Annotated in this window: 24 protein-coding genes; 20 read left to right on the top strand and 4 right to left on the bottom strand. The window is 60.3% G+C overall.

Annotated features, from left to right (window positions below; all coding sequences use genetic code 11):
• Positions 1–41: 41 nt before the first annotated feature.
• The 19 genes from sctQ (at position 42) to J3U87_RS01425 (ending at position 19034) form a co-directional block, all read left to right on the top strand.
• Positions 42–1109, top strand: coding sequence for a type III secretion system cytoplasmic ring protein SctQ (gene sctQ / locus J3U87_RS01515; protein ID WP_237381255.1), 1068 nt, complete (start codon positions 42–44; stop codon positions 1107–1109).
• 77 nt (positions 1110–1186) lie between these two features.
• Positions 1187–1843: a type III secretion system export apparatus subunit SctR gene (sctR, locus tag J3U87_RS01510; protein ID WP_237381254.1), complete on the top strand. Its 657-nt coding sequence runs from the start codon at positions 1187–1189 to the stop codon at positions 1841–1843.
• Between the two features lie 20 nt (positions 1844–1863).
• On the top strand, positions 1864–2133 hold the full coding sequence (sctS, locus tag J3U87_RS01505; RefSeq protein WP_237381253.1) for a type III secretion system export apparatus subunit SctS: 270 nt from the start codon (positions 1864–1866) through the stop codon (positions 2131–2133).
• A gap of 20 nt (positions 2134–2153) precedes the next feature.
• Positions 2154–2939, top strand: a complete 786-nt coding sequence (sctT, locus tag J3U87_RS01500) for a type III secretion system export apparatus subunit SctT (protein WP_237381252.1) — start codon at positions 2154–2156, stop codon at positions 2937–2939.
• Entirely contained in the window at positions 2932–3987 is a 1056-nt protein-coding gene (sctU, locus tag J3U87_RS01495) for a type III secretion system export apparatus subunit SctU (RefSeq protein ID WP_237381251.1), read from the top strand. Before sctT ends, sctU begins: the two co-directional genes overlap by 8 nt.
• Before the next feature lie 132 nt (positions 3988–4119).
• Entirely contained in the window at positions 4120–6042 is a 1923-nt protein-coding gene (locus J3U87_RS01490; protein ID WP_237381250.1) for a hypothetical protein, read from the top strand.
• Between the two features lie 173 nt (positions 6043–6215).
• Positions 6216–7349, top strand: a complete 1134-nt coding sequence (sctW, locus tag J3U87_RS01485) for a type III secretion system gatekeeper subunit SctW (RefSeq protein ID WP_237381249.1) — start codon at positions 6216–6218, stop codon at positions 7347–7349.
• 99 nt (positions 7350–7448) lie between these two features.
• Positions 7449–7814, top strand: coding sequence for a CesT family type III secretion system chaperone (locus J3U87_RS01480; protein WP_237381248.1), 366 nt, complete (start codon positions 7449–7451; stop codon positions 7812–7814).
• 188 nt (positions 7815–8002) lie between these two features.
• Positions 8003–8335: an STAS domain-containing protein gene (locus tag J3U87_RS01475; RefSeq protein WP_237381247.1), complete on the top strand. Its 333-nt coding sequence runs from the start codon at positions 8003–8005 to the stop codon at positions 8333–8335.
• 64 nt (positions 8336–8399) lie between these two features.
• Positions 8400–8807, top strand: coding sequence for an ATP-binding protein (locus tag J3U87_RS01470; RefSeq protein ID WP_237381246.1), 408 nt, complete (start codon positions 8400–8402; stop codon positions 8805–8807).
• Positions 8808–8845: 38 nt separating this feature from the next.
• The gene (sctX, locus tag J3U87_RS01465) at positions 8846–9244 is read left to right on the top strand and encodes a type III secretion apparatus assembly protein SctX (RefSeq protein WP_237381245.1); all 399 of its coding nucleotides are present in this window, start codon (positions 8846–8848) and stop codon (positions 9242–9244) included.
• A 90-nt stretch (positions 9245–9334) separates the two neighbouring features.
• Positions 9335–9718 (top strand): type III secretion apparatus assembly chaperone SctY, encoded by a 384-nt coding sequence (gene sctY, locus J3U87_RS01460; RefSeq protein ID WP_237381244.1) that lies wholly within the window; start codon positions 9335–9337, stop codon positions 9716–9718.
• Positions 9711–11795, top strand: a complete 2085-nt coding sequence (gene sctV / locus J3U87_RS01455; RefSeq protein WP_237381243.1) for a type III secretion system export apparatus subunit SctV — start codon at positions 9711–9713, stop codon at positions 11793–11795. Before sctY ends, sctV begins: the two co-directional genes overlap by 8 nt.
• 128 nt (positions 11796–11923) lie before the next feature.
• Positions 11924–14101 (top strand): methyl-accepting chemotaxis protein, encoded by a 2178-nt coding sequence (locus tag J3U87_RS01450; protein ID WP_237381242.1) that lies wholly within the window; start codon positions 11924–11926, stop codon positions 14099–14101.
• Between the two features lie 9 nt (positions 14102–14110).
• The gene (locus J3U87_RS01445) at positions 14111–14599 is read left to right on the top strand and encodes a chemotaxis protein CheW (RefSeq protein WP_237381241.1); all 489 of its coding nucleotides are present in this window, start codon (positions 14111–14113) and stop codon (positions 14597–14599) included.
• Between the two features lie 75 nt (positions 14600–14674).
• Positions 14675–15403, top strand: a complete 729-nt coding sequence (locus J3U87_RS01440) for a chemotaxis protein CheW (RefSeq protein ID WP_237381240.1) — start codon at positions 14675–14677, stop codon at positions 15401–15403.
• Positions 15400–18273: a hybrid sensor histidine kinase/response regulator gene (locus tag J3U87_RS01435; protein WP_237381239.1), complete on the top strand. Its 2874-nt coding sequence runs from the start codon at positions 15400–15402 to the stop codon at positions 18271–18273. Before J3U87_RS01440 ends, J3U87_RS01435 begins: the two co-directional genes overlap by 4 nt.
• Positions 18274–18355: 82 nt before the next feature.
• Positions 18356–18589, top strand: a complete 234-nt coding sequence (locus J3U87_RS01430) for a hypothetical protein (RefSeq protein WP_237381238.1) — start codon at positions 18356–18358, stop codon at positions 18587–18589.
• Positions 18590–18596: 7 nt separating this feature from the next.
• Positions 18597–19034 (top strand): hypothetical protein, encoded by a 438-nt coding sequence (locus tag J3U87_RS01425; RefSeq protein ID WP_237381237.1) that lies wholly within the window; start codon positions 18597–18599, stop codon positions 19032–19034.
• Between the two features lie 98 nt (positions 19035–19132).
• Here J3U87_RS01425 and J3U87_RS01420 read toward each other — a convergent pair whose 3' ends face one another.
• The gene (locus J3U87_RS01420) at positions 19133–19558 is read right to left on the bottom strand and encodes a tlde1 domain-containing protein (RefSeq protein WP_237381236.1); all 426 of its coding nucleotides are present in this window, start codon (positions 19556–19558) and stop codon (positions 19133–19135) included.
• A 530-nt stretch (positions 19559–20088) separates the two neighbouring features.
• Between J3U87_RS01420 and J3U87_RS01415 the strand changes: the two genes are divergently transcribed.
• A complete protein-coding gene (locus tag J3U87_RS01415) occupies positions 20089–20754 on the top strand; it encodes a YiaD family glycine zipper/OmpA-like lipoprotein (protein ID WP_237381235.1) in 666 nt (221 codons plus the stop codon).
• Positions 20755–21047: 293 nt separating this feature from the next.
• On the opposite strand, the gene J3U87_RS34945 is transcribed toward J3U87_RS01415, so the two are convergent.
• The 3 genes from J3U87_RS34945 to oxyR all read right to left on the bottom strand — a co-directional run bounded on the left by J3U87_RS34945 (position 21048) and on the right by oxyR (position 25103).
• A complete protein-coding gene (locus tag J3U87_RS34945) occupies positions 21048–22259 on the bottom strand; it encodes a fused response regulator/phosphatase (protein ID WP_272932449.1) in 1212 nt (403 codons plus the stop codon).
• Between the two features lie 271 nt (positions 22260–22530).
• Complete coding sequence (locus tag J3U87_RS01400) at positions 22531–23865, bottom strand: hypothetical protein (protein ID WP_237381234.1); 1335 nt, start codon at positions 23863–23865, stop codon at positions 22531–22533.
• Positions 23866–24149: 284 nt separating this feature from the next.
• Positions 24150–25103 (bottom strand): DNA-binding transcriptional regulator OxyR, encoded by a 954-nt coding sequence (gene oxyR, locus J3U87_RS01395; protein ID WP_237381233.1) that lies wholly within the window; start codon positions 25101–25103, stop codon positions 24150–24152.
• Positions 25104–25292: the final 189 nt, after the last annotated feature.

The raw sequence follows: 25292 nt of genomic DNA, 5'->3' as shown, positions 1-25292 counted from the left end.
CCGCGCCGCACCGCCAACCACTCCGAAGCACAGGACGACTTATGCCGTTGACGACCAAATCAAAAATCAGACCTCGGGCCTTCCGCCCCCGCAAGATTCCCAGCCACGAAGCCTACCTCTACAACCGTATCTTCCGCAAGAACGGGTGTATGACGCTTACCCTGGGCGACGTGGCGTACACGCTGATCTTCTCGCCGACACCCATCCACTACGAGCCGATCATCGCCTTCGAAATCGGCGCCGGCGAGAGTCAGGTACGCATCGGGCTGGAGCACATGGGGTTCATGAACGACCAGCACCAGATGTTGCTGGGCCAGTCGATCGAGGATCTGCCGGACGAGCTGCGCGCCGCGGTGTTCGAGTTGATTCAGGAAGACGTCATGCGGCGCTTCGAAGCCTGGTCGGGCCTGCACAGCCGCATTCGACAGTTGCTGTACCCCATCCAGGAACGCGATACCTTCGATCGCTTCATGGAAGGCTACGGCCGCACCCTCCACTTCCGCCTGATCCGGACGAGCGACGGCCAGCCCATCCGCGGCCATATCTCGTTCCGCGGCAATGCGATGGCCCTGTTCGCCGACCTCCTGGAAAAGGTACAGCAGGTGGCTCTGGGCAATTGGTCGTCCCTGCCCTTCCCCGCCTCGCTGGAGATCGGCCGAACCCGCCTGCGCTTCGAGGACCTGAGTGGCCTGGACCGGCACGACATCGTGCTGATGGACAACCACGCCTTCGCCCGCGAAGGAAAAGCGAGCCTGAGTTTTCCGGGCGGCTTGGTTCTCGGCGGCCCGCTTCAAACTCAAGAACACCAGCAAAATCAACAACTTATCGTGGAGAGCATGCACATGAATCAACATGAACACACCGACGCTTCCCAGGCCGGTGGCCTGGACGAATTGGAAGTGGACCTGGTCTTCGAGGTGGGTCGCAAGAGCCTGACACTGGGCGATCTGCGCGCCATTCAGGCCGGTTTCGTGATCGACCTGGAGCACAACCTGGACAAACCGATCACCATTCGCGCCAACGGCAAGGTCATCGGCAGCGGCGAGCTGGTTCAGGTGGAAGACAACCTGGGCGTTCGCTTCCTGGAACTGTTCGACGGTCAGGACTGATCACGGGCGGGCCCTCGCCAGGAGCCCGCCACCATCCCAAATCAGCCAAGAGCTTGAAATAACGGAGTCTCTCAACCATGGAACAATTTACCATGCCCGATCCCCTCTACATCGTGTTGGTCTTGGTGACCTTGTCGCTGGCCCCCTTCGTGGCCATCATGGTGACCTCGTTCATCAAGCTGGTGGTCGTGTTGTCGCTGGTTCGCAACGCACTGGGGATCCAGAACATTCCTCCCAACATGGTCATCAACGGACTGGCCATCATCCTGACCGTCTACGTGATGGCACCCGTCGGCCAGCAGGCCTACGAGGCCTTCCGTCAGGCCGAAATCAAGGAACGCGATCTCCAGAGCCTGGTGGCCGCGGCCGGCGAGGCCAAGGAACCCATTCGCGCCTTCCTCTACAAACACTCCCACGCCCGCGAGCGCGCCTTCTTCATGCGTTCGGCCAAGGCCCTGTGGCCGGAAGAAAGCGCCGCGAACCTGAAGGAAGACGACTTGATGGTGCTGGTCCCGGCCTTCACGGTCAGCGAATTGACGGCCGCCTTCCAAATCGGATTCATGCTCTACCTACCCTTCATCGCCATCGACCTCGTGGTCTCGAACATCCTATTGGCGATGGGCATGATGATGGTCTCGCCCATGACCATCTCGCTCCCCTTCAAACTCTTGCTGTTCGTGCTTTTGGACGGCTGGGCCCGCCTGATCCACGGACTGGTCCTGACCTATAGCTGAGTGCCCCCAGGAGGTCCCTCATGGATGAAGCAACCATTATCGACCTGACCATCCAGTCCATGACCCTGGTCCTGATTCTGTCGATGCCGCCCATCATCATGGCGGCGGGCACCGGGATCCTGGTCAGTTTGATTCAGGCCCTGACCCAGGTTCAGGAACAAACCCTGTCGTTCGCCATCAAGCTGGTGGCGGTGACGATCACCTTGATTCTCACGGCCCGCTGGCTGGGTGCCGAGCTGTTGCTGTTCGGCACCAAGATGTTCGAAATGTTCCCCTACGCGGTCAAATAGGTTCGGAGAAGTTACCGATCATGGAATATATGGATCAGGTCAAACAGGTGGTACTGACCATCGCCATGTGCGCGCCGCGCATGTTGGCGATGTTTTCGGTCATCCCCTTTCTGGGTCAATCGATCCTGCAGGGCATGGTGCGCAACAGCATCGTGGTCAGTTTCACCCTGATGGTCTATCCCATGGTTTCGCCGACCATGCCGGAACAACTGGACATGATCACCATCGTGGCCGTGCTCGCCAAGGAAGTCCTGATCGGGGTGATCATCGGCTTCGTGGTGAGCGTGGTGTTCTGGATCGGCGAGAGTGTCGGTTTCTTCATCGACAACCAGCGCGGCACCACCATGGCCCAGGTGGTCGACCCGCTTTCCGGCCATCAGACCTCACCGCTGGGCAGCATGTTCCTGCAGTTGTTGGCGACCCTGTTCCTTTCCAGCGGCGGGTTCCTGCTGGTGCTCGGCGGCCTGTTCGAGACCTACAAGCTCTGGCCCGTCTTTTCCTTTTTTCCCAACATCGGTCCCGAGTTCGCCATCTTCTTCCTCGACCTGGTCGACCTCCTGATGGAGTACACGGTCCTGTTCGCCGCGCCGATCATCATCGCCGTGTTCGTCGCCGAATACGGCCTGGGCCTGATCAACCGCTTCGCGCCCCAGTTGAACGTGTTCTTCCTGTCGATGCCGATCAAGAGTGCCGTGGGCAGTTTCATCCTCATTATATATACCTACTACGTCTTCTACCTGCTCATGGGCTCCGACCTGGTGCTCGGCGACATCATCCAATTCATCAAGAACGTGCTCCATGAGTGAAAAAACAGAACAACCAACCCCTAAAAAGCTGAGGGACGCCCGAAAGAAGGGTCAGGTCGCCAAGAGTAAGGAAGTTCCCTCGGCTGTGGTCATCATCACCCTGTTCATCATGATCGCGGGCCTCTGGGGTTGGGTCGTCGATCGCCTCCAGGAAATGATCCTGCTACCCACCCAATACTACGAAAAGCCTTTTCGCGAGGGCCTGAAGGCGGTCGTGACCGGGGTGGGCCGAACCATGTTGGAAGTCTCGATGCCGTTCGTGTTGGTGGCCGCCTTCGTGGGCGTCTTGGGCAACTTCTTCCAGGTCGGCGCCCTGCTGGCCTTCGAATCGGTGAAACCGGACCTCAAGAAACTGAACCCGGTCGAGGGCTTGAAGAAGATTTTCTCGATGAACAACCTCATCGAGCTGATCAAGTCGATCCTGAAGATCGCCTTTCTCGGCGCCCTGCTGACCATCATCATTCGCGACAGCATCGATCCCTTGGTCAAGCTGCCCTACCTGGGCCTGCCCGGCGTCAACTTCATGCTCGGCGCGATGCTCAAACAGGTGGCGATCTACACCGCGGTCGCCTTCCTGCTGGTGGCCGTCGTCGACTACTTCCTCCAGAACTACCAACACATCAAAAAGCTGAAGATGACCAAGGACGAGGTCAAGCGCGAGTACAAGGAGATGGAGGGCGACCCCCACATCAAGGGCAAGCGCAAGCAGCTCCACCAGGAACTCATCAACAGCGAAACGGTCCAGAAGACCAAAAAAGCGAGTGTGCTCGTGACCAACCCGACCCATATCGCCATCGCGCTCTTCTACGACAAGGAAGAAACCAAACTACCGATGGTGCTGGCCAAGGGCCAGGACCACGTCGCCAAGAAAATGATCGAAGTGGCCAAGGAAGAAGGCATACCCGTCATGCGCAACGTGCCGTTGGCGCGGTCGCTGTGGGACCAGACTCCCGAGGACCACTACATTCCCAAGGACCTGCTGGAACCGGTCGCCGAAGTGTTGCGCTGGGTCCAGCAGCTCGAAGCCGAAAACAATCCCCAATACTGACCCGGCGGGTTCCGCCGTCAAGGCGATTCCCCGACGACCCAACCCGGCACCGCACGCTGGAACAACCCAGTTCGACAAACCCCACCACACCGGTCTCCCCCCTCAACCGACCCGCATCGAGGACATCCGACCATGCATCAAGCACGCGACCTCCTTCACAAATTCGTTGCCCGCGACACGCCGCTGAGCGGTGAAGACGCGGCTGCCGTCCAGGCCGAATACGGCCAGCGGCTGGCCACCCTTTCCCGGGCCGTGGCCGACAGCGACCCATCCCTGCCGACCACCCTGCTGGAGGTGGCCACCTTCCCCGAATTGGCCGAGGCCCGCATCGCGCTGGCCCGCGGCATCGCGATGGAGCAGGAGCCGGAAGGTGCCAGCGGCACCTGGTATTGCTTCGATCGACGGGGTACCGGTGGCGACGCGTCCCATCGCATCGGGGTCTTCAAGCCCTGCGACCAGGATTACGTGCCCGACGCGGCGTCGCGCAAGCGCATCCACGAGGATCCGGCCACCAACCATCCCCAGGTGGATCGAATCCGGCAAATGGAGGGCGATACGGCACGCCATCTCGAGCGCGCTGCCGCCGAGGGTCGCTATTCCTATCTGGGAACCCGTATGGGCGAAGGCCCGGCCAAGGAAGTCCTGGCCGCCGAACTGGGCAAGGCGCTGGGCGTCCCGCAGACGGCCTGGGTCAAACTGGACGGGGTGCAGGGTAGTTTCCAACGCTACGTGCCCGGCCTCCACGCCCTGGTCGATCACCCGGAAGTGCTGCGCGATTTTTCCTCGAGGGCTTCCTTGATTCCCTGGATCCAGGCAACCTTCGCCTTCTACGGTTGCATCGGCCAGGAAGACGCCAGCGAGTTTTTCCTGGTCTTGGACGAGGATGGCGGCCGCCGTTGGGTGGTGCTCGACCACAACAAGACGCTGACCGACCTCATGCTGACGTTCGGCGAAGCCTATTTCTTTTTCGGCCTGATGCCCAACCGCGAGATACGCCACGAGCTGTGGTCCATCATGGCCCTGCCCACCGCCTCCGAAGCCGAGTCATTGATCGACCGCATCCCGTTCGGCGCGGCCCGCGAGATCTGCCGGCAATGGCTGGGCGACTCCCTGGATCAACGCTGTGTCGCCGAGATGGAACTGCGGACGGCCCTGTTCGAGGCCTGTCGCGCGCAGGGCCTGAGCATCTGGGAGTTTCTGCGCCTGACCGGCGAACCGCTGCGCCAATTGTGGTTCCGCGAGCGCGACGCCGCGGCCGAACGCGCCCCGTTGCCCGATACGGCGTCGGGCGCCTGGCCCCGCTTCGTCACGGAACGGCTGACCGAGCCGCTGGCGGCCCTGGCGGCCCAAAGAGCCCAGGAACTGGCCGCCCTGCCCGCGCCCTATTGCGGCCCCCTGCCCATTTCGTTCCGCGGTATCTTCGAAGACCTGATGCAGGAATGGCTCGCTCGCCCGAACGACGCCGAGGAACCGCTCTGTCCCTTTTTCCTCGAAGATCTCGGCCTCTACCCGATTCGCTTTCCCAAAGGCCTGCTGGACCCGGCGCTGTTCGAGGACGAGACCGTCGCATCCGAGGACGAGCTGGACGATCGACGGCTCGCGGCCGTTCGCAAGGCCCTTTCGGCGCTGGCACCACAGGGCGTCGCGCCTTCGGCCTGGTTGAACGCCCTCTCCCGCCTTCTCGGTTCCGCCCCGCTCACCGCCGTGCAGCGCAGCTTCGCAAGCGGCGCCTCACCGCTGGCCTGGCCGGACGGCAGCACGGTGGTGACCGAAAGCGCCGACCCCCAAACCGATCGGCTGGGCTTTCGCCTGCGCTGCCGCGAGACCGGCGTCGCCGTCGCCATGACTTTCAGCCGCCGCTGCGGGATCTTGACCGATCCGACCGAATCCCAGGTCTGCGAGGTGGATCCGCGCGTCAGCCGCCTGATCCTGTCCCTGAACTTCGAGCTGTCGCTCGAATCCGAAGGCCTGGTGATGAGGCTCGTCACTTCTCCCGATTGTCAATTTTCCTTCGCCCCCGCGGAAAACCGGGCGGAGTTAAATACCTGGAGGTAATCTTTGCTTTTTCCAACCCACTCCACAATTCCTCCAAATTCGCTCGTTAGGATTTCCCTCAGGGTGTCGATTCGCCGCGCGCCATCGAAAACTGGCAACCCACGCAACCCGATTCCCTTCGCCGCCATCGACCCGCACGACGCGCCCCAACCCCACCACATTTGAGGTAACCCATGGTCGAACGCCTTGATTTTCACCAACAGATGCACAACCTGGCCCACCACGACGTCATCGCCCAGCAAGGGCAGGCCATGGGTCAAATGCGCGGCCAGCGGGTGGCCCAGGTCAAAGATGCGGCCTCGATGGTCGCCGACGCGGCCGAAGAGATGACCTTCAGCGCCAGTGAAAAGGTGGAAAAGAAGTTAAAGAGCCGCAAGGTCACGGTCCGCGGCGTTCGGGCCAACGCACTGGAAAAGGCCGAGTTCTACCTGAAGCAGCTCAAGCAGATGGACAAGCCGGAACAGCTCGACAAGTTCATGTCGCACCTGAAGAAGATGGGCGACATGAACCCGGAGCAGCTCCGCCAGGAAGTGGGCAAGTTCTTCAAGGACGTGTCGCAGCAATACGGGGCGATGCAGTACGCCAAGGAAATGCTGTCGGCCGAGGGTGGCCACGAGGAACTGGTCGCCAGCCTGCAGGAAGCCATGGAACAGGCCATGGAGGAAGACGGCCCGGCCATCCGCGCCGGCTTCAACGTGAGCGAAGACGCCGCCGAATTCTCCTCGCAAGGTCTGCGCGACACCCAGCAACTGCGCGATTTCTACCGCGACACGGTGCTCAAGTACGAGGGCTTCCACGAAACCTACAACGAAATTTTGGAAAACCACGGCGACGAAGATTTCCAGAAGGCGATCGAGTTCCTGATACGCGCCGTGGGCAGCGATCTGCAGAGCAAGGGTCCCTCGATTTCGCACGTGGAATTGAAGCGCGTCATCGACGATCTCTATTCGCTGGAAATGCTCGGCAACATCCACCGCAACTGTGCCGAACTCCTGGAAAAGATTCGCCGCGCCTACCGCTTGACCCCCAAAACCAAAACCAAGGAATTCATGACCCGCCTGATGGGCCTCAAGGCCGAGAAGTGGTTGCGCAGCGACCACGTGGCCAAGTTCGCCCAGGCGGTCGGGATCACCGTGATCGAAGCCCAAATCTACTTTTTGCGCGAGTTGGGCGGCATGATCAAGGAATTGCCCCTCAAAGTGTTCGACGACGACCTGGAAAGCCGCGAAAAGTTGATCGACGCGACCCAGGAAGCGTTGGACGAAGCGATCGACAAGGAAGAGGAGATGCTGGAAGCGGAAGAGTAGGCCCCGGCCACGACTTCCGCGGCATCGACCGATCCGCGAACCCTCTCTCAACCCCTCAACCCCGCCAAGTGCGATTCCCAACCAAAAGGAGCCAACTCGATGACATGGGTCGAAGACACCTTGAGAACCTTTGGCGAAAGCATCCAATTGGGCGAACTGACCTTCAATGACCAGGGGGTCGTCTGCCTCGAAATCGAAAAAATGGGCACGCTCTACCTGGAGCAGGCACCGGGAACGGTTCTGGTCTACCTGAGCCGCGAGATGCCGCCCTACGAATCCGGTTACCCGGCCAAAGCACTGGCCGCCTGCCATTTCCGCGAAGCGCTACCGATTGCGGTGACCGCCGCCATGCGCGGTGACAATCACCTGGTATTCGTGGCCCAGATCCCCGAGGTGGAGTTCTCTCCGCCAACCTTGGACCGAACCTTGGAAATCCTCGCTCAATTGCACGACAAGGCAGCCTGATTCCCATGGCGGTGAGGCAGTGTCCTTTCCGCTCGACCGTCCTCGTCCTATGATAGGTTGGGTTTGCCTCGAAACCCCGTATCAAACCCGTTCGAAGGCGCGTTCCGGACCTCCGTCGATCCGCTCGGCAGCGCTCCTCGCGACCGTTCGAACCATCCCACATCGCGCAATTGCCACAGGAATGTTACATGACCGTAAAATGCGATACTTTGGATAATCTGACCGTGATCCGCGTCGCCGGACGCCTGGATTCCGTGACCTGCTCCGAGCTGGAGGACAAGACCCTGCGCACCATCGGTGCCGGTCAACACAACCTGATCCTCGATCTCAGCGAGGTCCCGTTCATCAGCAGCGCCGGCTTGAGGGTTATTCTCATCGCCACCAAAAAGGTCCATGGCCAAGGCAAATTGGTCCTCTGCGGGCTGAAGGCCCAGGTTCGCGAAATCATCGAAATGGCCGGGTTCCACAACATCATCAAAGTCTACGACGACTTGGAAGGCGCCAAAGCGGTATTCGGTTGAGGCCTCCCCCCTCTTCCGACCGGTTCTTCGAGTCGTCCGCGAGAATTCATCCTAAAGGCTCACCATGTACAAGCATGAATGTCCGGCCGAGCTGGATTCGGTTCGCGAAATCATGGAAATCGTGGAAGTGCAGATGCGCGGCCTCGGCCTCGACGAGAAACGCGTGCTGCACATGGGACTGGTGGCTGAAGAAATCGCGACGAACATCATCATTCACGCCTATCGCGACAAGCCGGCCGGTGCCATCGAAATCACCATCCAGCGCCTCGGCGGCACCATCGTCCTGGTGTTTCGCGACGGCGGCGCCCCTTTCGATTCCGACCTCATCTGTGAACCCGACCTGGAAGCCCCCATCCTCGACCGCGAAGTGGGCGGCCTCGGCCTCTACTTCATGCGCAAACTCGTGGATCGCTTCCAGTACCGACGCGAATCCGGCCGCAATGTCTGGACCTTCGAAGTCCAGTCCGGTTGACGCCGGCATCCCATTCCATCCCACCAGGAGTACCTAGCATGGCCGACCCCTTGAAAATTCTCTCGTTCGATCGCGGCATCGAGCAGATCTTCCAGGGCGACCTCAAGGAAGACGTCCGCCTGCCCGACCGACAGCGCCCGCTGCTGCCGAGCGAATCGCGCGTCAACCAGCACCTGGACAAGGTCATCCGCACGCCCAACCTGGAACTCAACCTGCTGGAGTCGCTGCAGACCAAGCTCCAGGACAAGAGCATCCTGATCCCCGCCGTCTACCGCTCCCTGATCGGTCGCTCGCAGAAGTCGCTGCGCGAGGCCATCAAGAAAGCCGGTCCCTGGACCAACAAGAAGGCGCTGCAGGAAGCGGCCGAACTGTTGGAAGCCGAAGAGGACCTGATGGATCTGCTGATCACCTACCAGAACACGCTGCACAAGGCCTGACCCAACCGGCCGCCCACCCGCGTCGCCGAACCTCGAACCCGGCGATCACCGTGCCCTCGGCCCACCACACACAAAACGGAACCGAACACCATGGACGAACAAGAAAAAGAATTCCTCTCGCTGCTGGGATATTTCTATCTCCGCAACCACAAGATCGACAAGGCCGGCATCCTCTTTCGCGCCTTGTTGGAGCTCTATCCCAACGATGCCTACCTGCAACGAGCCCTCGCCTATACCTATCTGCAACAGGGCAAGTTCGAACAGTGCCTGCTGATGGCCGACCGGTTCCTGGACAACCCCGGTTCCGGATCGGGCAAGACCGAGGCTTTCTTCATCAAGAGCAAGGCTCTGTGGGGATTGGGCCGGGAGGATTCGGCGCGCGCCATGTTGAACCGCTACATCGAGGAGCGCCAAATCACGGACGGGGTCGAACCCGAACCGAATACCCAAGCGGAAGAAGTCAGCTATGAATAAAATCCAGAACCTACTCCTACAATCTACCAAATATACCGACATCATCCTGGCGGTCCTGATCATCTGCATCATCGCACTGATGATCCTGCCGCTGCCGCCGTTCCTGGTCGACGCCCTGATCGCGGCCAACCTGTCGATCGCGGTGACGCTGTTGATGCTGTCGCTCTATATTCCCTCGGCGCTTTCGCTTTCCTCCTTCCCCACCCTGTTGCTGTTCACCACCCTGTTCCGTTTGGCACTGAACATCACCACCACCCGCCAGATCCTGCTCTACGCCTACGCCGGCGAGATCATCAACACCTTCGGGAACCTGGTCGTCGCCGGTAACTTCGTCGTGGGTGGCGTCATCTTCCTGATCATCACGATCGTCCAGTTCATGGTCATCGCCAAGGGTTCGGAACGCGTCGCGGAGGTCGGTGCCCGCTTCACCCTGGACGCCATGCCCGGTAAGCAGATGAGTATCGACGCCGACCTGCGCGCCGGCGCCATCGACATCGACGAAGCGCGCCGTCGCCGCAACAACGTCGAAAAAGAGAGCCAGCTCTACGGCGCCATGGACGGTGCCATGAAGTTCGTCAAGGGCGACGCCATCGCGGGCCTGATCGTCACCGGCATCAACATTCTCGGCGGGATCGCCATCGGCAGCATGCAGAAAGGCATGCCCGTCGGCGAGGCGCTCCAGAAATACGCCATCCTGACCATCGGCGACGGTTTGATCTCGCAGATTCCGGCACTGTTCATCTCGATTACGGCCGGGATCATCGTCACCCGCGTCTCCAACGAGGACTCGCCCCACTTGGGCGGCGACATCGGCACCCAGGTGCTGGCCCAGCCGAAAGCGCTCGCCATCGGCGGCGCCATCCTGCTGTCGTTCGCGTTGATTCCCGGTTTCCCGAAGATCCAGTTCATCGGTTTGGGCCTGGTCATCGGCGGCATCGGCTACACCCTGTACAAGCGCTCGCAAAGCGGCGAGGCCCTGGAAACCGCCGGTGGCGGCATGCCCGCCATGGCCGCGGCCGGCGATAAACGTCCACCACGCCAGGAAACCGAGGGCGAGGATTTCTCGCTGACGATTCCGCTGCTGATCGACGTGTCCGCCAACATCCGCGACTACATCCAGCCGGAAGTGCTCAACAACGAACTGGTGCGGGTGCGCAAGGCGCTCTACTACGATCTCGGCGTGCCGTTCCCGGGTATCCACCTGCGCTTCGCCGAGGATATGGAGCCCAACCGCTACACCATCATGGTCCAGGAGATCCCGATGTCCGAGGGCCAGGTGATCCCGGGCAAACTGTTCGTGCGCGAAGCCGAGGACAACCTGCGCATCATGGGCATCGAATACGAGAAAGGCGCGGATTTCCTGCCGGACCTGCCGACCCTGTGGGTCGACGGCAGCAAGCGCTCCCTGCTCCAGAGTGCAGGCATTCCCTTCATGGACGTGCCCCAGGTGCTCACCTACCACCTCTCCTTCATCCTGAAGAAACACGCCGACGACTTCATCGGCCTGCAGGAAACCAAATACCTGCTGGACCACATGGAAGAGCGCTTCGGCGTGCTGGTCAAGGAAGTCCAGCGCATCCTGCCGGTGGCCAAGATCACCGAGGTCTTCCAGCGCCTGGTGCAGGAAGAGGTTTCCATTCGCGACCTGCGCACCATCCTGCAGACCCTGATCGAGTGGGGCCAGAAAGAGAAGGACGTGGTCCTGCTGACCGAATACGTACGCATGGGTCTGCGCCGCTTCATCAGCTACAAATACAGCGGCGGCCAGAACATCCTCGCTTCCTACATGTTCGATCCGGGCCTCGAGGAAGTGGTCCGCAAGGCCATTCGCCAGACCTCGGGCGGCAGCTATCTCGCCCTGGATCCGGACACCTCGCGGCGCATCGTGCAGGCCGTCCAGCGAGAGGTCGGCGACTTTACCCAGAATCCGCAGAAACCCGTCCTGTTAATTTCCATGGACATTCGCCGTTACGTAAAGAAGTTGATCGAAATGGAAGTTTCCGAGCTCCCCGTGCTTTCCTACCAGGAACTCACACCGGAGATCACCATTCAACCGCTGGGTCGGGTCAACATGTAACGGCGAACCCGTCGCCACACCCGAAACCCGAACCCGTTTCCCAGCGATCCGGCGTTCGGGTTTTTTGCATTGGTGGCTCGGGATCTTTCACGGCAACGTCAAGCAATTCACTTCTTTCAGGATGACCCATGTCGATTCGCTCCATTCAAGCCAAAATCACTTTCTGGTCCGGCTGCTGTCTCGTCCTCACCGCCGGGATGATCATCAGTTATTCGGCGATCTCGGTTCGGAACCGCGCGATCGAGGAAATGAAATCCAGGGCCCTCGCCTTCGCCCAGCAAAACGCGGCCCGCGTCAAGAACGAGATCGAGCTGGCGATGGACACGGCGCGCACCCTGTCGCACACGCTGATCGCGCACAAGGAAGACAACGGCTTCAGCCTGACGCGCGAGGAAGCCAACGCCATCCTGCGCACGGTCCTGCGGGAGAACCCACAGTTCATCGGCGTCTACACGGGCTGGGAACCTTTCGCCTTCGACTCGCGCGACGACGATTACGTGGACACCATCGGTCACGACATCACGGGCCGCTTCGTGCCCTATTGGAACCGCGAGATGAACGGCGAGTTGACGGTGGGGCCGCTCTACTACTACGACGTGGAGGGTGAGGGCAACTACTACCAAATCCCCAAGAAAACCCACAAGGAAGCGATCATCGACCCCTACGAAACGATTATCGGCCCCCAGGAAACCAGCGTCGACGCCAACCGGGAAAAGAAATTGCTGATCACGTCGCTGGTGGTGCCGATCGTCATCAAAAAACAGGTCGATCAACGGGTCGAGAAACGATTCGTGGGCATCACCGGGGTGGATTTTTCGCTGGATTTCCTGCAGCGCATCGCCAACGAGATCGTGCGGTTCCACCCCTCGAGCAAGTTGATCCTGGTCAGTAACAACGGGACCATCGCGGCGGCCACCGATCGACCGGAGCTGGCCGGCAGGAAGATTCACGAGGTGGAGACCTTCACCCTCGCCAATGCGGGTCAGGCCGGCGACGACGGCACGCGCATGGCGCTGGACGAGGAAGCCCTGCACCTGCAGATCCCGATATTCTTGGGCAAAACCAACACGCCCTGGTCGCTGCACGTGAGCGTGCCGGCCACGGTGGTGACGGCGGAAGCGACGCAGACGATGTACCGGCTGGTGGCGATCGGATTCAGCCTGACGATGGTGGCGGTATTGCTGCTGTACCTGCTTTCGGGCCAGATCGCGCGGCCGATTTCGGAAGTGGTTAAAGTTACGAAAACCATAACTCATGGCGATCTCTTCAACGCCAAGCGCGAACTGGACGACATGACCCAACGCCTTTTCTCCAAACTCAAGGGCCACAGCCATCCCCGCAGCATCGCCGAACGCGGCGAGACCGGGCAGTTGGTCTACGCCGTCAAGAAGATGACCGATTCGCTCCACGCCCTCGCCACCGAGGTCCAGCGCTCCGGCGGCAAGGTCTCGCTCTCCACGGCCCAGATCGCCACGTCCGCCATGCAGATGGAGTCGACCGCCCACCAACAGCTCTCCTCCACCCACGAGGTCGTCAAGATCTCCCACGAGATTTCCACCACCGCGCGTTCGCTCGAAGAGACCATGAACGACGTCGCCGTGGTCGTCAACGATTCGACCCAGACCGTGGACCACGGTTTGCGCAACCTCGGCCAGATGGAGCGCTCGATTCACAAGTTGATGGAGGCCACCGACGCGATTTCCGCCAAGCTCTTCATCATTCGCGAGAAAACGGACAACATCCACTTGGTGACCTCGACCATCAACAAGATCGCCGATCAAACCAACCTGCTCTCGCTGAACGCCGCCATCGAAGCCGAAAAGGCCGGCGAGTACGGGCTCGGGTTCTCGGTGGTCGCCCGCGAGATCCGGCGACTCGCCGACCAAACCGCGGTCGCCTCGCTGGACATCGAGAAAATGGCCAAGGACATGTCGACCTCGGTCACGATCGGTGTCCAGGAGATGACCAACTTCACGGCCGAGGTCCGCAAGGGGGTCGAGAATACCAGCCGCATCGGCGGCGACCTGGAGCAGATCATCGAAAGCGTGCGTGCCCTGGGACCGCGTTTCCAGGAAGTCAACCACGGGGTGGAATCGCAATCCAAGCGAGCCGCCCAAATCAACGAGATGATGATCCAGCTCAACGAAGCCACCAAGCAGACCAGCGATTCGATCCACGATTTCAAAACGGTCGCGGAAGAGCTGGACGAAGCGGCCCAGAACCTTCAGGACGAAGTCAGCCGGTTCAAGGTCAAGAGCCAGACCGCGAGTGGCAAATTCTTCGCCAAAACCGTGCGCTTCCACTGAGGTCGTGCCATGTTGATCCTGCCGTTTCGCGTGAATCACTTCCTTTGCGCCGTCGATGGTCGCGATGTGGACGTGGTGCTGCCGTATCGGGAACCGGTCGCGATCGTGGGCGCGCCCAGCCACCAACTGGGCACGATAGCCTACGGCGCGGAAGTGATACCGCTGATCGATCTGCGGCAATTGCTGTTCGGCCAACCGAGCGCGCGCCTGCTGGGAACCCGAATCGCCCTGGTACGCGGTCGTGAAGAAACGGCCGGGACGCTGGCCTTGGTGGCGGAAGGCATGACCATTTCCTGCCATATCGCCGACGAATGGGACCCGGTGACGACCACCCAGGACGACCCGCTCGCGCGGCTGGGCCCCCTTCGCGAGTTTCGCGGCCAACCGCTTCAGATGATCGAGCCGCGACGACTGTGGCAGTTGATCGAAGAGGTTGCGCTGCAAGCGGACGGCACGCCGGACACATCGACCTCGCATCCCCGGATCGAATCGGGCTAGTGCGCCCGACCAGGCTCAAAGCCCTATTCCCCACCCGAATCCTCGTTCGCGCAATCGAGCCGGAGGCTCCAGCCCATGTCCCGTTTCATTTCCAATCCCGAACTTCCCGAAACGACCGTCGTCGACGACTGCTGGTCGCGTATCGGCAGTTCCGGCGACAGTTCCTGCCCCCTTCTCGCGGAGGTGATCCACTGCCGCAATTGCGCCGTCTTCGCCCGCGCGGCCCGCGCTTTTTTCGAGCGTCCCCTGGCTGACCAACCGCCGCAACAGCGCGCCGAGGCGCCGAGCCCATTGGAAACGGCCCCGGCCCCTGAAACCGAATCGGGTGTCGTATTTCGCGTCGGGAACGCGCTTTTCGCGATGGAAACCTCGGCCCTGCTCGAGGTGACCCGGCCCGCATCGATTCGCCGCATCCCACGACGTCCCGACAGCGCATTGAAGGGCCTGGTCAACATTCACGGTCAAATCGAGGTGGCCATCTCGCTGGCAGACCTGTTCCAGATCGATCCGACGGCGACCACCCCCGAGCCCCGCCGTCGCAAAGTGTACCCGCGCTTGATGGTGACGCGGTGGCAGGGCCGAAAGTGGGTCTTTCCCGTCGACGAAGTTCTCGGTATCCAGGCCTTCGAGAAAACCGCACCGGAGACGACCGACGCCGCCCGCACCCGACCGAGGGTCGAGTCCGGGTTTTCCGAGATCGTGACCCCCTATTTGAGCGACGTCTACGAGCTCGATGCCTCGCCGGTCGGCTTTTTGAACGCCCCGACCCTGTTCGACGGGATCGAGAAGAGGTTGCTGTCATGACGAAGGAGCGCTGGAGCGAATTCTCGTTGATCGGGCTGTTCAAAGGCGAGCTGTTTACCCAGTCCGAACTCCTCAACGTGGGCCTCATGACCCTGCGCCTCAATCCTCCCACCCCGAACTGCATGCAGATCCTGAGGACCGCAGCCCACTCGATCAAGGGCGCCGCCCGCATCGCGGGATTGGACCCGCTCGCCACCCTCGGCCACGCCATGGAGCAGGTGTTCGAACGCGACTTGGAGCGAAACACGCCGTATTCGGACGCCGATTTGAGCTTGCTGGAGGGCATCGTCGAGACCCTGTTGGACCTGTCGAAGCAAGAAGAGGCCAGGCTGCCGGGAGAAATCGAAGCTCAATCCTCGATCATCGACTACCTGACCGGCGAGGTCTCCAAGATTCCGGGGGAAATGGGACAAGCCGTCGCCGAACCGTCCGCGTCGCCGGCTGCGGAGATATCGAGCGCCGATCTCTCCCCCGAAGAATCCGTCGAAACGACATCACCCGATGTGGGTCCGACCGCCCCACTCGATGACCATTGGGACGAACCGGAAGAGCCCGAATCGTCCGGCGACGCCAACCAGTACCTGACCTCGTTGGCCAACACCTCGATGTTGGACCTCTTTCGTGCGGAAGTGGAAACCTACACGGGCACGCTGAGTGACGGGCTCCTGGCCCTGGAGCGGAATCCCCGAGCGGTGGAGGGCTTGAACGGTCTGATGCGTGCCGCCCACTCGCTGAAGGTCGCCGCGAGTATCGTCAACCTGCCCATCCTCGTCGAACTGGCCCACAGCATGGAAGATCAATTGGTCGCCGCGCAAAAAGGCAAGCTGGTGTTGAAGCCCGATCACGTCGACGCCCTGTTGGCAGGGGTCGACGTCTTCACCGGCATTATCAAGAAAGACGACGCATCGCTGGTGAAGGGGCTTTCCCGGGATCGGGAACACATCTCCGCCATCGCCCGCCACATCCAGGGCGACACCCTGGCTGCGCCACGCAGCGCAAACGACGGCGCATCGGAAGCCTCCCCGACGACGCAAACCGAGGATTCGGAGGGTGAAGCGACACTTTTGGAGGAGCCCGCGGGCGATCCCTTCGCCGGCTCGGGCAGCGGCTCCTCGGGCATGTCGCACGAAACCAAGCGGGCGGTGCGCATTTCCTCGAACAAGTTGGATCAATTGATGGCGGTGTCCAGCGAGTTCTTTGTCGCGACGCGCGCCCTGGACCGCATGCTGCTGCAACTGGCGCAACTCAAGAAGGAGCAGGATCTTCAAGCGGAGACCCTGTCCCACCTCACCCAAGCGCTGAGCGCCCGCGATATCGGCCCCAAGGCCGAGTACCACCTCGACGAACTCTGTCGCTTCAACGCGTCGGTCCAACGTTTTTTCAACGATCGCCTACTGCGATACGAGCAGAGTGGTTCCGATCTGGTCCAACTCTCCAATCGGCTTCACCGCACCGTGATCTCCAGCCGCATGATGCCGTTCGGAGAAGGCGTCCAGGCGTTGCCGCGCATGGTCCGCGACCTGGCCCGTCAAATCGGCAAAAAGGTCCTGTTCGAGATCCACGGCGCCGAAACCGAAGCGGATCGCGACATCCTGGACAAGTTGCAATCTCCACTCAAGCACTTGATTCGCAATGCGTTGGACCACGGGCTCGAGACCCCGGAGGAACGCCGCGCGGCGAGCAAATCGGAAGAAGCCAGGCTGGTTCTGACCGCGGTACACCATGCGGGCATGCTTTCGATCACCGTCGAGGACGATGGCCGCGGGGTCGACTTCGACCGCCTGACCGCCCAAATCGTCGAACGCGGCATGGCCGAACCCAGCCTGATCGAGAACCTGTCGCGCAAGGAACTGCTGGAATTCCTGTTCCTACCCGGCTTCTCCACCGCCAAAAAGGTCAGCAGCCTTTCCGGTCGCGGGGTGGGCCTGGACGTGGTGTACAACCTCGTCAAGGAAATCGGCGGCTCCCTGTGGATCGATTCCCGGACCGGCCAATTCATGCGCATCCAGCTTCAGGTGCCCGTCACGCTTTCGGTCGTGCGGACGGTTCTGGTGGAAGTGGACGGCGAGCCCTACGCGGCCCCCCTTTCCAAGGTCCACAAGTGCATCACGGTGGATCACGACCGATTGATCGAGGTCGACGGCTACCCGCACCTGGATTGGGAAGATCACCGGTTGGGCGTCGTATCGGTGCGCAAGCTGCTGGGTTACCCGAAGGAAACCGAGCCGTCCGATCAGGTGAATTTGCTGGTGTTGCAGCAGAACGATCGCTTTTTCGGGCTCGAGGTGGACCGCCTGATCGGGCATCGCCATCTGGTGGTTCGACCGCTCGACGATCGCCTGGGCAACGTGCACGACATTACCGCGGCCTCGATCATGGAAGACGGATCGGTGGTCCTGATCTTCGACATGGACGAGTTGCTGCACTCGGCCGAACGCATCCTGGCCGGAAAGTCGCCGAATGCCGCCGCCCTGTCCCGTGCCCGCAGCCGACCGGAAAGCAAGCGCATCCTGATCGTGGACGACTCGGCCACGGTTCGCGAGGTCGAGCGCAAAATCCTCGAAGAGCAGGGATATCAGGTGGATTGGGCAGGTAACGGCGTGCGTGGCTTGCGCACGTTGAAACGGGAGCGCTTCGATTTGGTCATCTCCGATGTGGACATGCCGCGCATGGATGGGTTGGAGCTGACCCAACGCATCAAGGCCGATCCCAAGCTCGCCGGCATTCCGGTATTGATGCTGTCCTATCGCGAAAGCGAGCGCGACCGCGACCGCGGCCTCGCCGCCGGAGCCGACGTCTATCTCACCAAGAGCGACCTCTACGAGCCCGCCTTCCTGGAACAGGTCGCATCCCTGCTCGGTCGCGACTGAAAACACCCGCAGTACCCGACTACGCCGATCTCGACGAGCGTGTTCTCTCACGAAATCACCACCGGATACGCGAGGTTTTTTCGTGGCTTATTCTATCCGTCTGGAAATGATGAGCATGAATAATGGCGTTCAAGAGTTTTTTCGCGATCTCTTGATTTTCTATCAGAAAATGTCATATTTGTTCTCAAGACTGATTCGTCTAATGACACACATGACATTAAATTCTCAGGAGATCTATAATGAGCCGTCGAGTGATTTTTTCATCGCTTTGCGCGATGATGGCCTTCTGTGGAGCGCCGCAAATTTTTGCCTCTGAAGGGTTTTTGGTACCTGCCCCCTTCCAGGCTGCCATTTTCAAGGAAGTCTGTCGCGAGTTTCTACCGCAGTTGGTGGCGTCCAAGATCACCATCGTGGAAAGCCCCGAAGCTCGAGCGCTGGCCACCGAATTCCAGCGCGCCCAATTCGAAGTGGACATCGTCCCCGAATCTCAAATTTTGCAGAAAGATGCTCCCGTCGTTTACGTGCATCCGGATGTCTCCGAAGAAACCCTGCGAAAGCTCGCCGATTCCGGAGCCTTCCTGCTGACCGGAAATCAGGCATTGGTGACTCGGGGTTTGGCCGCCATCGGCATCGTCATGAACGGGGACCGCGCCAGTCTGGTCACCCATATCAGCCAATTGGAAAAATCGGGGCTGCGTGTGGGCTTGGGTTTGTTCCGTTATGCGGCGGTCCTGGATTCACCGCAGTTCTCTCAGTTCTGAAAACTCTCTCGGGACCCCCCATCACAAGAAAAGCCACCGACCATCGGTGGCTTTTTGCATTTGGGGTGTGGAATACCGTGCCGCGAGCGGAACGGGTGTCACTCGTCGACGCGCAGCGCGGCGTTGCCTTTTTCCAGGGCCGTCTTCAGTCGATCGGTTTGCTCGTTGCCGGACAGGCCGCCACCGACGTCGATGCAGCCGGCCGAGCCCACGATCGAGCCGCCGTGAATGAAAAAGTTGCTGCGACCGAAAGTCTGGGTGTTGGCGCGCGGCACCAAGGGGGCTCGCCAATCGCCCCAATCGCCGGTCGTGCTGCGCAAGACGTCCCAGGCCATGCCGGGATCGTCCGGCTTGCCCACGACATAGTCGCCCGGGGGAATGGGGCCCTCCCAGGAGCGATCCGCGCAACTGGGCTGGTTGAGACAGGTGCCCTTGCCCGAACTGGCCTGGATGGTGAAACTGTTGCCGTTGTCCTCTCGGACGGTGAGCGTTCCGGATTTGATCTTATATTCTAACGATGCCATGCTGTTCTCCCTTATTTTGTTGTGGGACGCCGGTCCCGGTTCACAACTCACGGAGCCTCGGTAGACCAAAAGGACTTGGATCGGCGGTGATCGCTACGCTCGATATGGCGTTCCGATGTGGTTTTATCGCTGTTTGGAGAAAATTAAAGGCTCGGTGAAGGGTTGATAGTGATAGGAAATAACGTCTGTATTATAAATAGACCTGGCCTCGGATGGAAAAGGAAATTTCCCGTGGTGTTGGTCATGGATTCGTTCGCGCGCTTCTTTTTCGCGGTTTTCGGGTCGTGGCGGGCGGTTCGACCTGCGTCACTTCGCGTCTATCGATCGAAATTTGGCTTGTCTTGTGACCTGTATTATGTTCAGTTGAGACGCTCGAGTGGAAGTATTTGGACGGCTTTGGCGTAATCCAACCGTTCCCGACTCCAGCTCCGCTCGAAGGCCTTCACTTTTTTGTCAGAAGGCGCGCGTGCTTCGTTTCTAAGTACTTGGATTTCCCATTTCACCATTCAGAAACCATATCCGGAGGGATCATGAATCACTTTTCTTCGAATCGAACCCTTTACCGTGTGACGATCGGCATCTGTCTCTGCCTGCTGATGGCCGGCTGTGCCATGCGCGGGCCCTACACCACCAGCCGCGACAAAACCGCCAAGGGTGCCGGCATCGGTGCCGCGGTCGGGGCGCTCGCCTCGATTCTCGACGGCAAGAAGGAGGCTGACGAAATCCTGGCCAGGGCCGCGATCGGTGCCGTCGTCGGTGGCTCGATCGGCGCCTACATGGATGCCCAGGAAGAGAAGATCGCCCGCATTCCCGGAACCCGGGTCGAGCGCATCGACCGCAATACCTTGCTGGTCAAGTTCGATTCCGACGTGCTTTTCGAAGTCAACTCTTCGGCCTTGAACAGCCGCTCCCGCGGAACCCTCGACAAAATGACCACCGTATTGACCGACTTCCCCAAAACCGCCGTCGTCGTCCAAGGCCACACCGACTCAAGCGGCGGCGAAGCACACAATCAGGCACTTTCCGAGAGACGCGCCGGCTCGGTTCGCAACTTCTTCGTGAACCAAGGGATCGCTCCCACGCGCCTGGTCGCCATGGGCTACGGCGAGACGATGCCGATCGCCGACAACACCACCCAACACGGGCGGGCGTTGAACCGTCGCGTCGACGTGTTGCTGCGCGCTCGGGCACGCTGATTCTCTAGATAGTGCCCATCCAGAAACGAAATCATTTCTAAAACCCAAGCGCCCCGGCTGGATGGGCACGCTATCAGGTATCAGGCGTCAGGTTTCAGTAAAATACGTGTTCATAGGTCATTAGCTGACACCTGATACCTGACTGCTGATACCAGTCGGTGTTGGCAATCCTGCCGATTCAGAGGTGCGTTTTCAAAAAAACCTGTTTCTGGATGGACACCAAATAACCGCGATCACGGGGCTGGGTTCGGCAGCCCCTTTTCTTGCGACCCTTCGCGACGCGGATCGTTGTTTCAGAAACGCAGTTCCAGCAGGGAAAAGTCGTCTTCCAGCGGTTTTGAATCCTGAAAGCGTCGCACGAAATCGAGCATGTGGTCCAAATGGGACGACTCGCCCGACACCTGGCAGCCGCGCGTCAATTCCTCGGCGAAGGTTTCGAAGGGAAGCCGTTCGCCATCGCGGTCGAACACTTCGTAGACGCCATCGCTGAACAGGTACAAGACCCCGAACGGCTCCACCTGGCACTGTTCGGCGTGAAAGGTCGACTCCGCGAATCCACCGATGACCGGAGACGGCGTCCGAAGCGGTAGAACCCGAGTCCGATTGCGATCCGGGCCCGTGCACAGGATGGCGGGCGGGTGGCCGCCGCTGGCGTAGACCAACTCGCGCGTGCTCTTGCGGAACACGCCGTACCAGGCCGTGAAAAACAGACCGTTGTGCTGTTCCATGGGGAAACTCTGGTTCAACCCGGCCAGCACTTCGTCCGGCCGGCGAAAATCCACGTTGGGCAGGGTATGCGACCGCAGCACGTTGATCGCCGAAATCGACAACAGCGCGGGACCGATCCCGTGACCGCACACGTCCAGCAGGTACATGGCCAGGTGATCTTCGTCGACCCAATGGTGACCGAACGAGTCGCCGCCCAGCGAAGTGGAGGGCACGAAACGCCAGTCGCTGGTGATCTCGCCCTGCATGGGCTGCGGCAACAGGGAGCGGATGTAGTCCGCCGCGTGGGCCAACTCATTGGCCAGCGCTTCCTGGCTCTTCTTGAGGGCCCGGTATGCCTGGTCGCGCTGGAGCATGTTGATGTAGCCCTTGGAGTGATGCCGGATGCGGGCTTCCAGCTCCACCCTGTCCGGCAATTTGACCAGATAGTCGTTGGCACCCAGTTGAAAGGCCTCGGCCTTGGTTTGGGGATCTTCGCGGGTGGAGAGTACGATCAACGGCACGGTGCGCAATTTGGGATGGGCGCGCATGTACTTGACCAGGGTCAGGCCGTCGATATCGGGCATGACCAGGTCCTGAAGAATCACCGTGGGTTGGATCTCGGTCGCGACCTCGATGGCCTTGGTGGGATCGCGCAAAAAGTGGAAGTCGATGTCCGGACATGTGGCGAGCATGCGGCGAACCGCTTCGCCGACCATCAATTGGTCGTCGATCAACAAGACGCGAATGCGGAGTTCGGTCCATCCGTGGCGGCTGGCGGCGCCTGGATGTGCGGTCATTCGGTGTCCTTTGCGATGGGAGAGTGTGGAAGAGCGATTCGGAGAAGGTGGCGCAGGGTGCCACATCACTTCATTTCGAAGGCAGTTCTATTTTACCCCCGGGTGAACGGATCCCCAAGTGCGGGTTGTTACTCCCTGCGGGTATTCGAGGTCTTACCGAGCGAGCCCGCGTTTCATCACGAATGCTCGTGGGCGCGAGAAAACGAGGAGAGCCCGAATCTTCGGAAGGCCCGTGCCGCTCGGTCGTCCAGGCCGGAGAAAACGGCGATCCTCAGAGGGTGCGGTCCTGATTGAGGGCCCGATTCAGCCAGGACACCTCGTAACGGGTCGCGGTCTGATCGGTTTCGAAATACTCCACGATGCCCTCCGCCAGGAGCTTCGCGATGTGTTTGATGTTTTCCCAACGCACGCCCTCGGGCCCGAATACCGGCTGGCGGGCATGCTTGTCCTTGAAGCGCCACACCAGGTCCTTGCGAACCTCGATCCCCAAGGTACTCAGGCGGTGCTTGGAGTTGATGAAGCTGTTGATCAACGCCTGGCGGTGCTCGTGAAACTCATTGGAGATGTGCTCATAGGCCAACCGAGCCTGATGGAAGATCTCCTCGTAACCCCGAGGCGCCGTCCGGTACATATGAATGAAACTGCGCAGGCTCTCGCTGGATGAAGAACGCAGATTGGTGTCCAGCAGCAGGTCCCAAACCATTTTGTAGGCGCGTTTCTCCTGCGTGTCCGGATGGCGTTCGCCGAACACTTTTTTCAGGTAATTGAAGAAATACCAGACCTGTGAGCGAATCTCCACGCAGCCGTCCGGCATCAGGTATGGAAAGTTGATCGAAACGCCGAGAGCCCCTTTCTGAAGCGTCAAAGCCAGACGGTTGGTCAGCTTGCGGTCCGCGGTGTAGTCACCGAGATCGTCGGGATAGAGGCGATCGAACAGTCCGATCGGCATTCGCTTCTGCTCCTGGAACGAGGCCGAACGGCTGAGAATGCTGATCTCGGGTCGAAGCGTCCCGGTCAAATGCCCTTCCTCGCCGGGGTTGAACGGATCGTAGGTGTGAATGGCGATTTTCACCACCTTCGACGGCGTCACGCGCTCGTAGGTCCGCGAAATCGCATCGTATTCCAATTCCAGCAGACGGCGTTTCTGCATGAAGTCCAGCGCGTAGGAGAAGGGGTAACTGATCGCGAATCGGTTTTGGTAGCTGGCCCCCGGTGGCGTGATGCCGGGGAAGCGTCCGAAGTCCATCACCGCCCGTGCGGTGTTGACGCGCCAGTAACCGGCCATGCCCAGATACTCGACCAGTTTCCAGGCGACCTGATTGGCACCCCAGTCCTTTTCCACGGCATAGTATTCGGTGGTTTTCTTCTCGATTTGGGAACGCGGAAAAATACGTGTCAAGTCCTGGTAGTAACTGGGATGGATGACATCGCCACCGTGGATGGTATGGATCATGACCGTGTCGTCGTAAAACGGGCCCGGTCGCTTGCCGATCGGCGTTTCCAGTCCCTCGCTACGCACGAACTCCACGGGAACCGCGTTGTCCATGATGCAGAGCCGGTCCGCCAACTCGGGCGGAATCCCTTCCTGATTGGTGCTTTTGTTCAAAAGAGCCTCCGTACCGATATTCAAACCGCGACCTCCGAAGGTGGTTCGTCAAAACGCGAACCGACCGCATTAAAGCATCACACAGGGTCCCGCACCGAATCCCGAAGACCAGGTCGTCACCGAATCAAAAGCAATAACTCTAACCTGAAGCGCCTCGCCGAAGCGAGAATGGATTTGCCTGTCCGATCCATGATCCGGTGTACGACGAAAATCGCGGTCGAACGCCACCAGCCCCCGCACGATATCGATACAACCTCTTTTCCCGCGTCCTGGATACATCCGGATCAGGATTTGCGCAGGCCTTGTACTGCCTGCGAATGGGGTGGATTGCGGCGGTGTTCCCTAAAATCCTTAACGGCCGTTTGAATCGTCAGCCCCAATTTTTCATAGCAGGCCCGACGGCTGCTGTTGCTTCGAAACAGCAAGCCGATGTCCCGCGCCGGTGGGGGCTCCCCGAACGGCAAATAGCGGATGTCGCTGCCCGCGCCTTGCTGGATGACGGCCAGCTCGGGAACCAGGGTGACGCCGTAACCGGACCCGACCATGTGGCGCAGGGTCTCCAGGCTGGTGGCCTTGAAGCGATCGGTTTCCCTGGCTCCGTTGGCGGCACACACCTCCCAGGCCTGATCGCGGAGACAATGTCCTTCCTCCAACAACAACACCTCCAGCCGCTTCAAATCGCGCGGCTGGATGTGGTCCCGAGCGGCCAGCGGATGATCGGCGGAAACCGCCAGTTGGAACGATTCGCGGTACAGAAGCTCCAGGGAAAGGCCGCGTTCGTCGTATTCGATGGGGAAGGCCAGCACGATGAGATCCAATTCGCCCACATCCAAGAGGTTCAGCAGCACTTCGGTTTGCGCTTCCCGCAGCACCAGCGTCAAACCGGGCAGGGACGCCCCGATCGGCCCCATGACGATTGGCAACAGGTAGGGTGCCACGGTGGGGATCAGGCCCATCCGCAAGTTGCCCTGCAGGGGATTGCCGTACCACTGGGCCAGCTCCTCGATGGCGCGCACCTCTTTCATGATGGACTTGGCCCGCTGGGTGACGGCCTCACCGATCTCGGTCAGCAGGACCGTGCGGCCGTGCCGCTCGACCAATTGCACACCCAGCTCCTGCTCCAGTTTCTTGATTTGCCCACTCAGGGTTGGCTGACTGACGAAACAACGTTCGGCGGCCTTGCGAAAGTGGCGCAGATCGGCCAGGGCCACCAGATACTCCAAGTCACGTAGATTCAAGCGATGCCTCCCGGTGAGTGCACATTTTCTCAGCCCTTTGGCACAATCGATTCGATGGCCGCATTCAATAGGCTATACCTATCATATCATTCGAAACAAACGATTAGACTTATCAATCGCAAAGGGCAATAATGCATCTCGAAGCAAGCGCGGTCGGCCTCCCCGGCCCGCCACCCGGATCGACCTCCG

The sequence above is a fragment of the Sulfidibacter corallicola genome (assembly GCF_017498545.1).
In the GTDB taxonomy this organism is placed as follows: Bacteria; Acidobacteriota; Holophagae; order Acanthopleuribacterales; family Acanthopleuribacteraceae; genus Sulfidibacter; species Sulfidibacter corallicola.
Note: the sequence above shows the minus strand (reverse complement) of the source record. Positions and strands in the feature narration are given on the sequence as shown.

Bases quoted from the DNA above. Each gene is read 5' to 3' on its own strand.
- sctT (WP_237381252.1), top strand. From the start codon at position 2,154: ATGGAATATATGGATCAGGTCAAACAGGTGGTACTGACCATCGCCATG.
- J3U87_RS01480 (WP_237381248.1), top strand. From the start codon at position 7,449: ATGACATGGGTCGAAGACACCTTGAGAACCTTTGGCGAAAGCATCCAA.
- J3U87_RS01440 (WP_237381240.1), top strand. From the start codon at position 14,675: ATGTCCCGTTTCATTTCCAATCCCGAACTTCCCGAAACGACCGTCGTC.
- sctX (WP_237381245.1), top strand. From the start codon at position 8,846: ATGGCCGACCCCTTGAAAATTCTCTCGTTCGATCGCGGCATCGAGCAG.
- sctR (WP_237381254.1), top strand. From the start codon at position 1,187: ATGGAACAATTTACCATGCCCGATCCCCTCTACATCGTGTTGGTCTTG.
- sctV (WP_237381243.1), top strand. From the start codon at position 9,711: ATGAATAAAATCCAGAACCTACTCCTACAATCTACCAAATATACCGAC.
- J3U87_RS01475 (WP_237381247.1), top strand. From the start codon at position 8,003: ATGACCGTAAAATGCGATACTTTGGATAATCTGACCGTGATCCGCGTC.
- J3U87_RS01450 (WP_237381242.1), top strand. From the start codon at position 11,924: ATGTCGATTCGCTCCATTCAAGCCAAAATCACTTTCTGGTCCGGCTGC.
- J3U87_RS34945 (WP_272932449.1), bottom strand. From the start codon at position 22,259: ATGACCGCACATCCAGGCGCCGCCAGCCGCCACGGATGGACCGAACTC.
- J3U87_RS01445 (WP_237381241.1), top strand. From the start codon at position 14,111: ATGTTGATCCTGCCGTTTCGCGTGAATCACTTCCTTTGCGCCGTCGAT.
- sctU (WP_237381251.1), top strand. From the start codon at position 2,932: ATGAGTGAAAAAACAGAACAACCAACCCCTAAAAAGCTGAGGGACGCC.
- J3U87_RS01435 (WP_237381239.1), top strand. From the start codon at position 15,400: ATGACGAAGGAGCGCTGGAGCGAATTCTCGTTGATCGGGCTGTTCAAA.
- sctW (WP_237381249.1), top strand. From the start codon at position 6,216: ATGGTCGAACGCCTTGATTTTCACCAACAGATGCACAACCTGGCCCAC.
- J3U87_RS01420 (WP_237381236.1), bottom strand. From the start codon at position 19,558: ATGGCATCGTTAGAATATAAGATCAAATCCGGAACGCTCACCGTCCGA.
- J3U87_RS01490 (WP_237381250.1), top strand. From the start codon at position 4,120: ATGCATCAAGCACGCGACCTCCTTCACAAATTCGTTGCCCGCGACACG.
- sctQ (WP_237381255.1), top strand. From the start codon at position 42: ATGCCGTTGACGACCAAATCAAAAATCAGACCTCGGGCCTTCCGCCCC.
- sctS (WP_237381253.1), top strand. From the start codon at position 1,864: ATGGATGAAGCAACCATTATCGACCTGACCATCCAGTCCATGACCCTG.
- J3U87_RS01415 (WP_237381235.1), top strand. From the start codon at position 20,089: ATGAATCACTTTTCTTCGAATCGAACCCTTTACCGTGTGACGATCGGC.
- sctY (WP_237381244.1), top strand. From the start codon at position 9,335: ATGGACGAACAAGAAAAAGAATTCCTCTCGCTGCTGGGATATTTCTAT.
- J3U87_RS01470 (WP_237381246.1), top strand. From the start codon at position 8,400: ATGTACAAGCATGAATGTCCGGCCGAGCTGGATTCGGTTCGCGAAATC.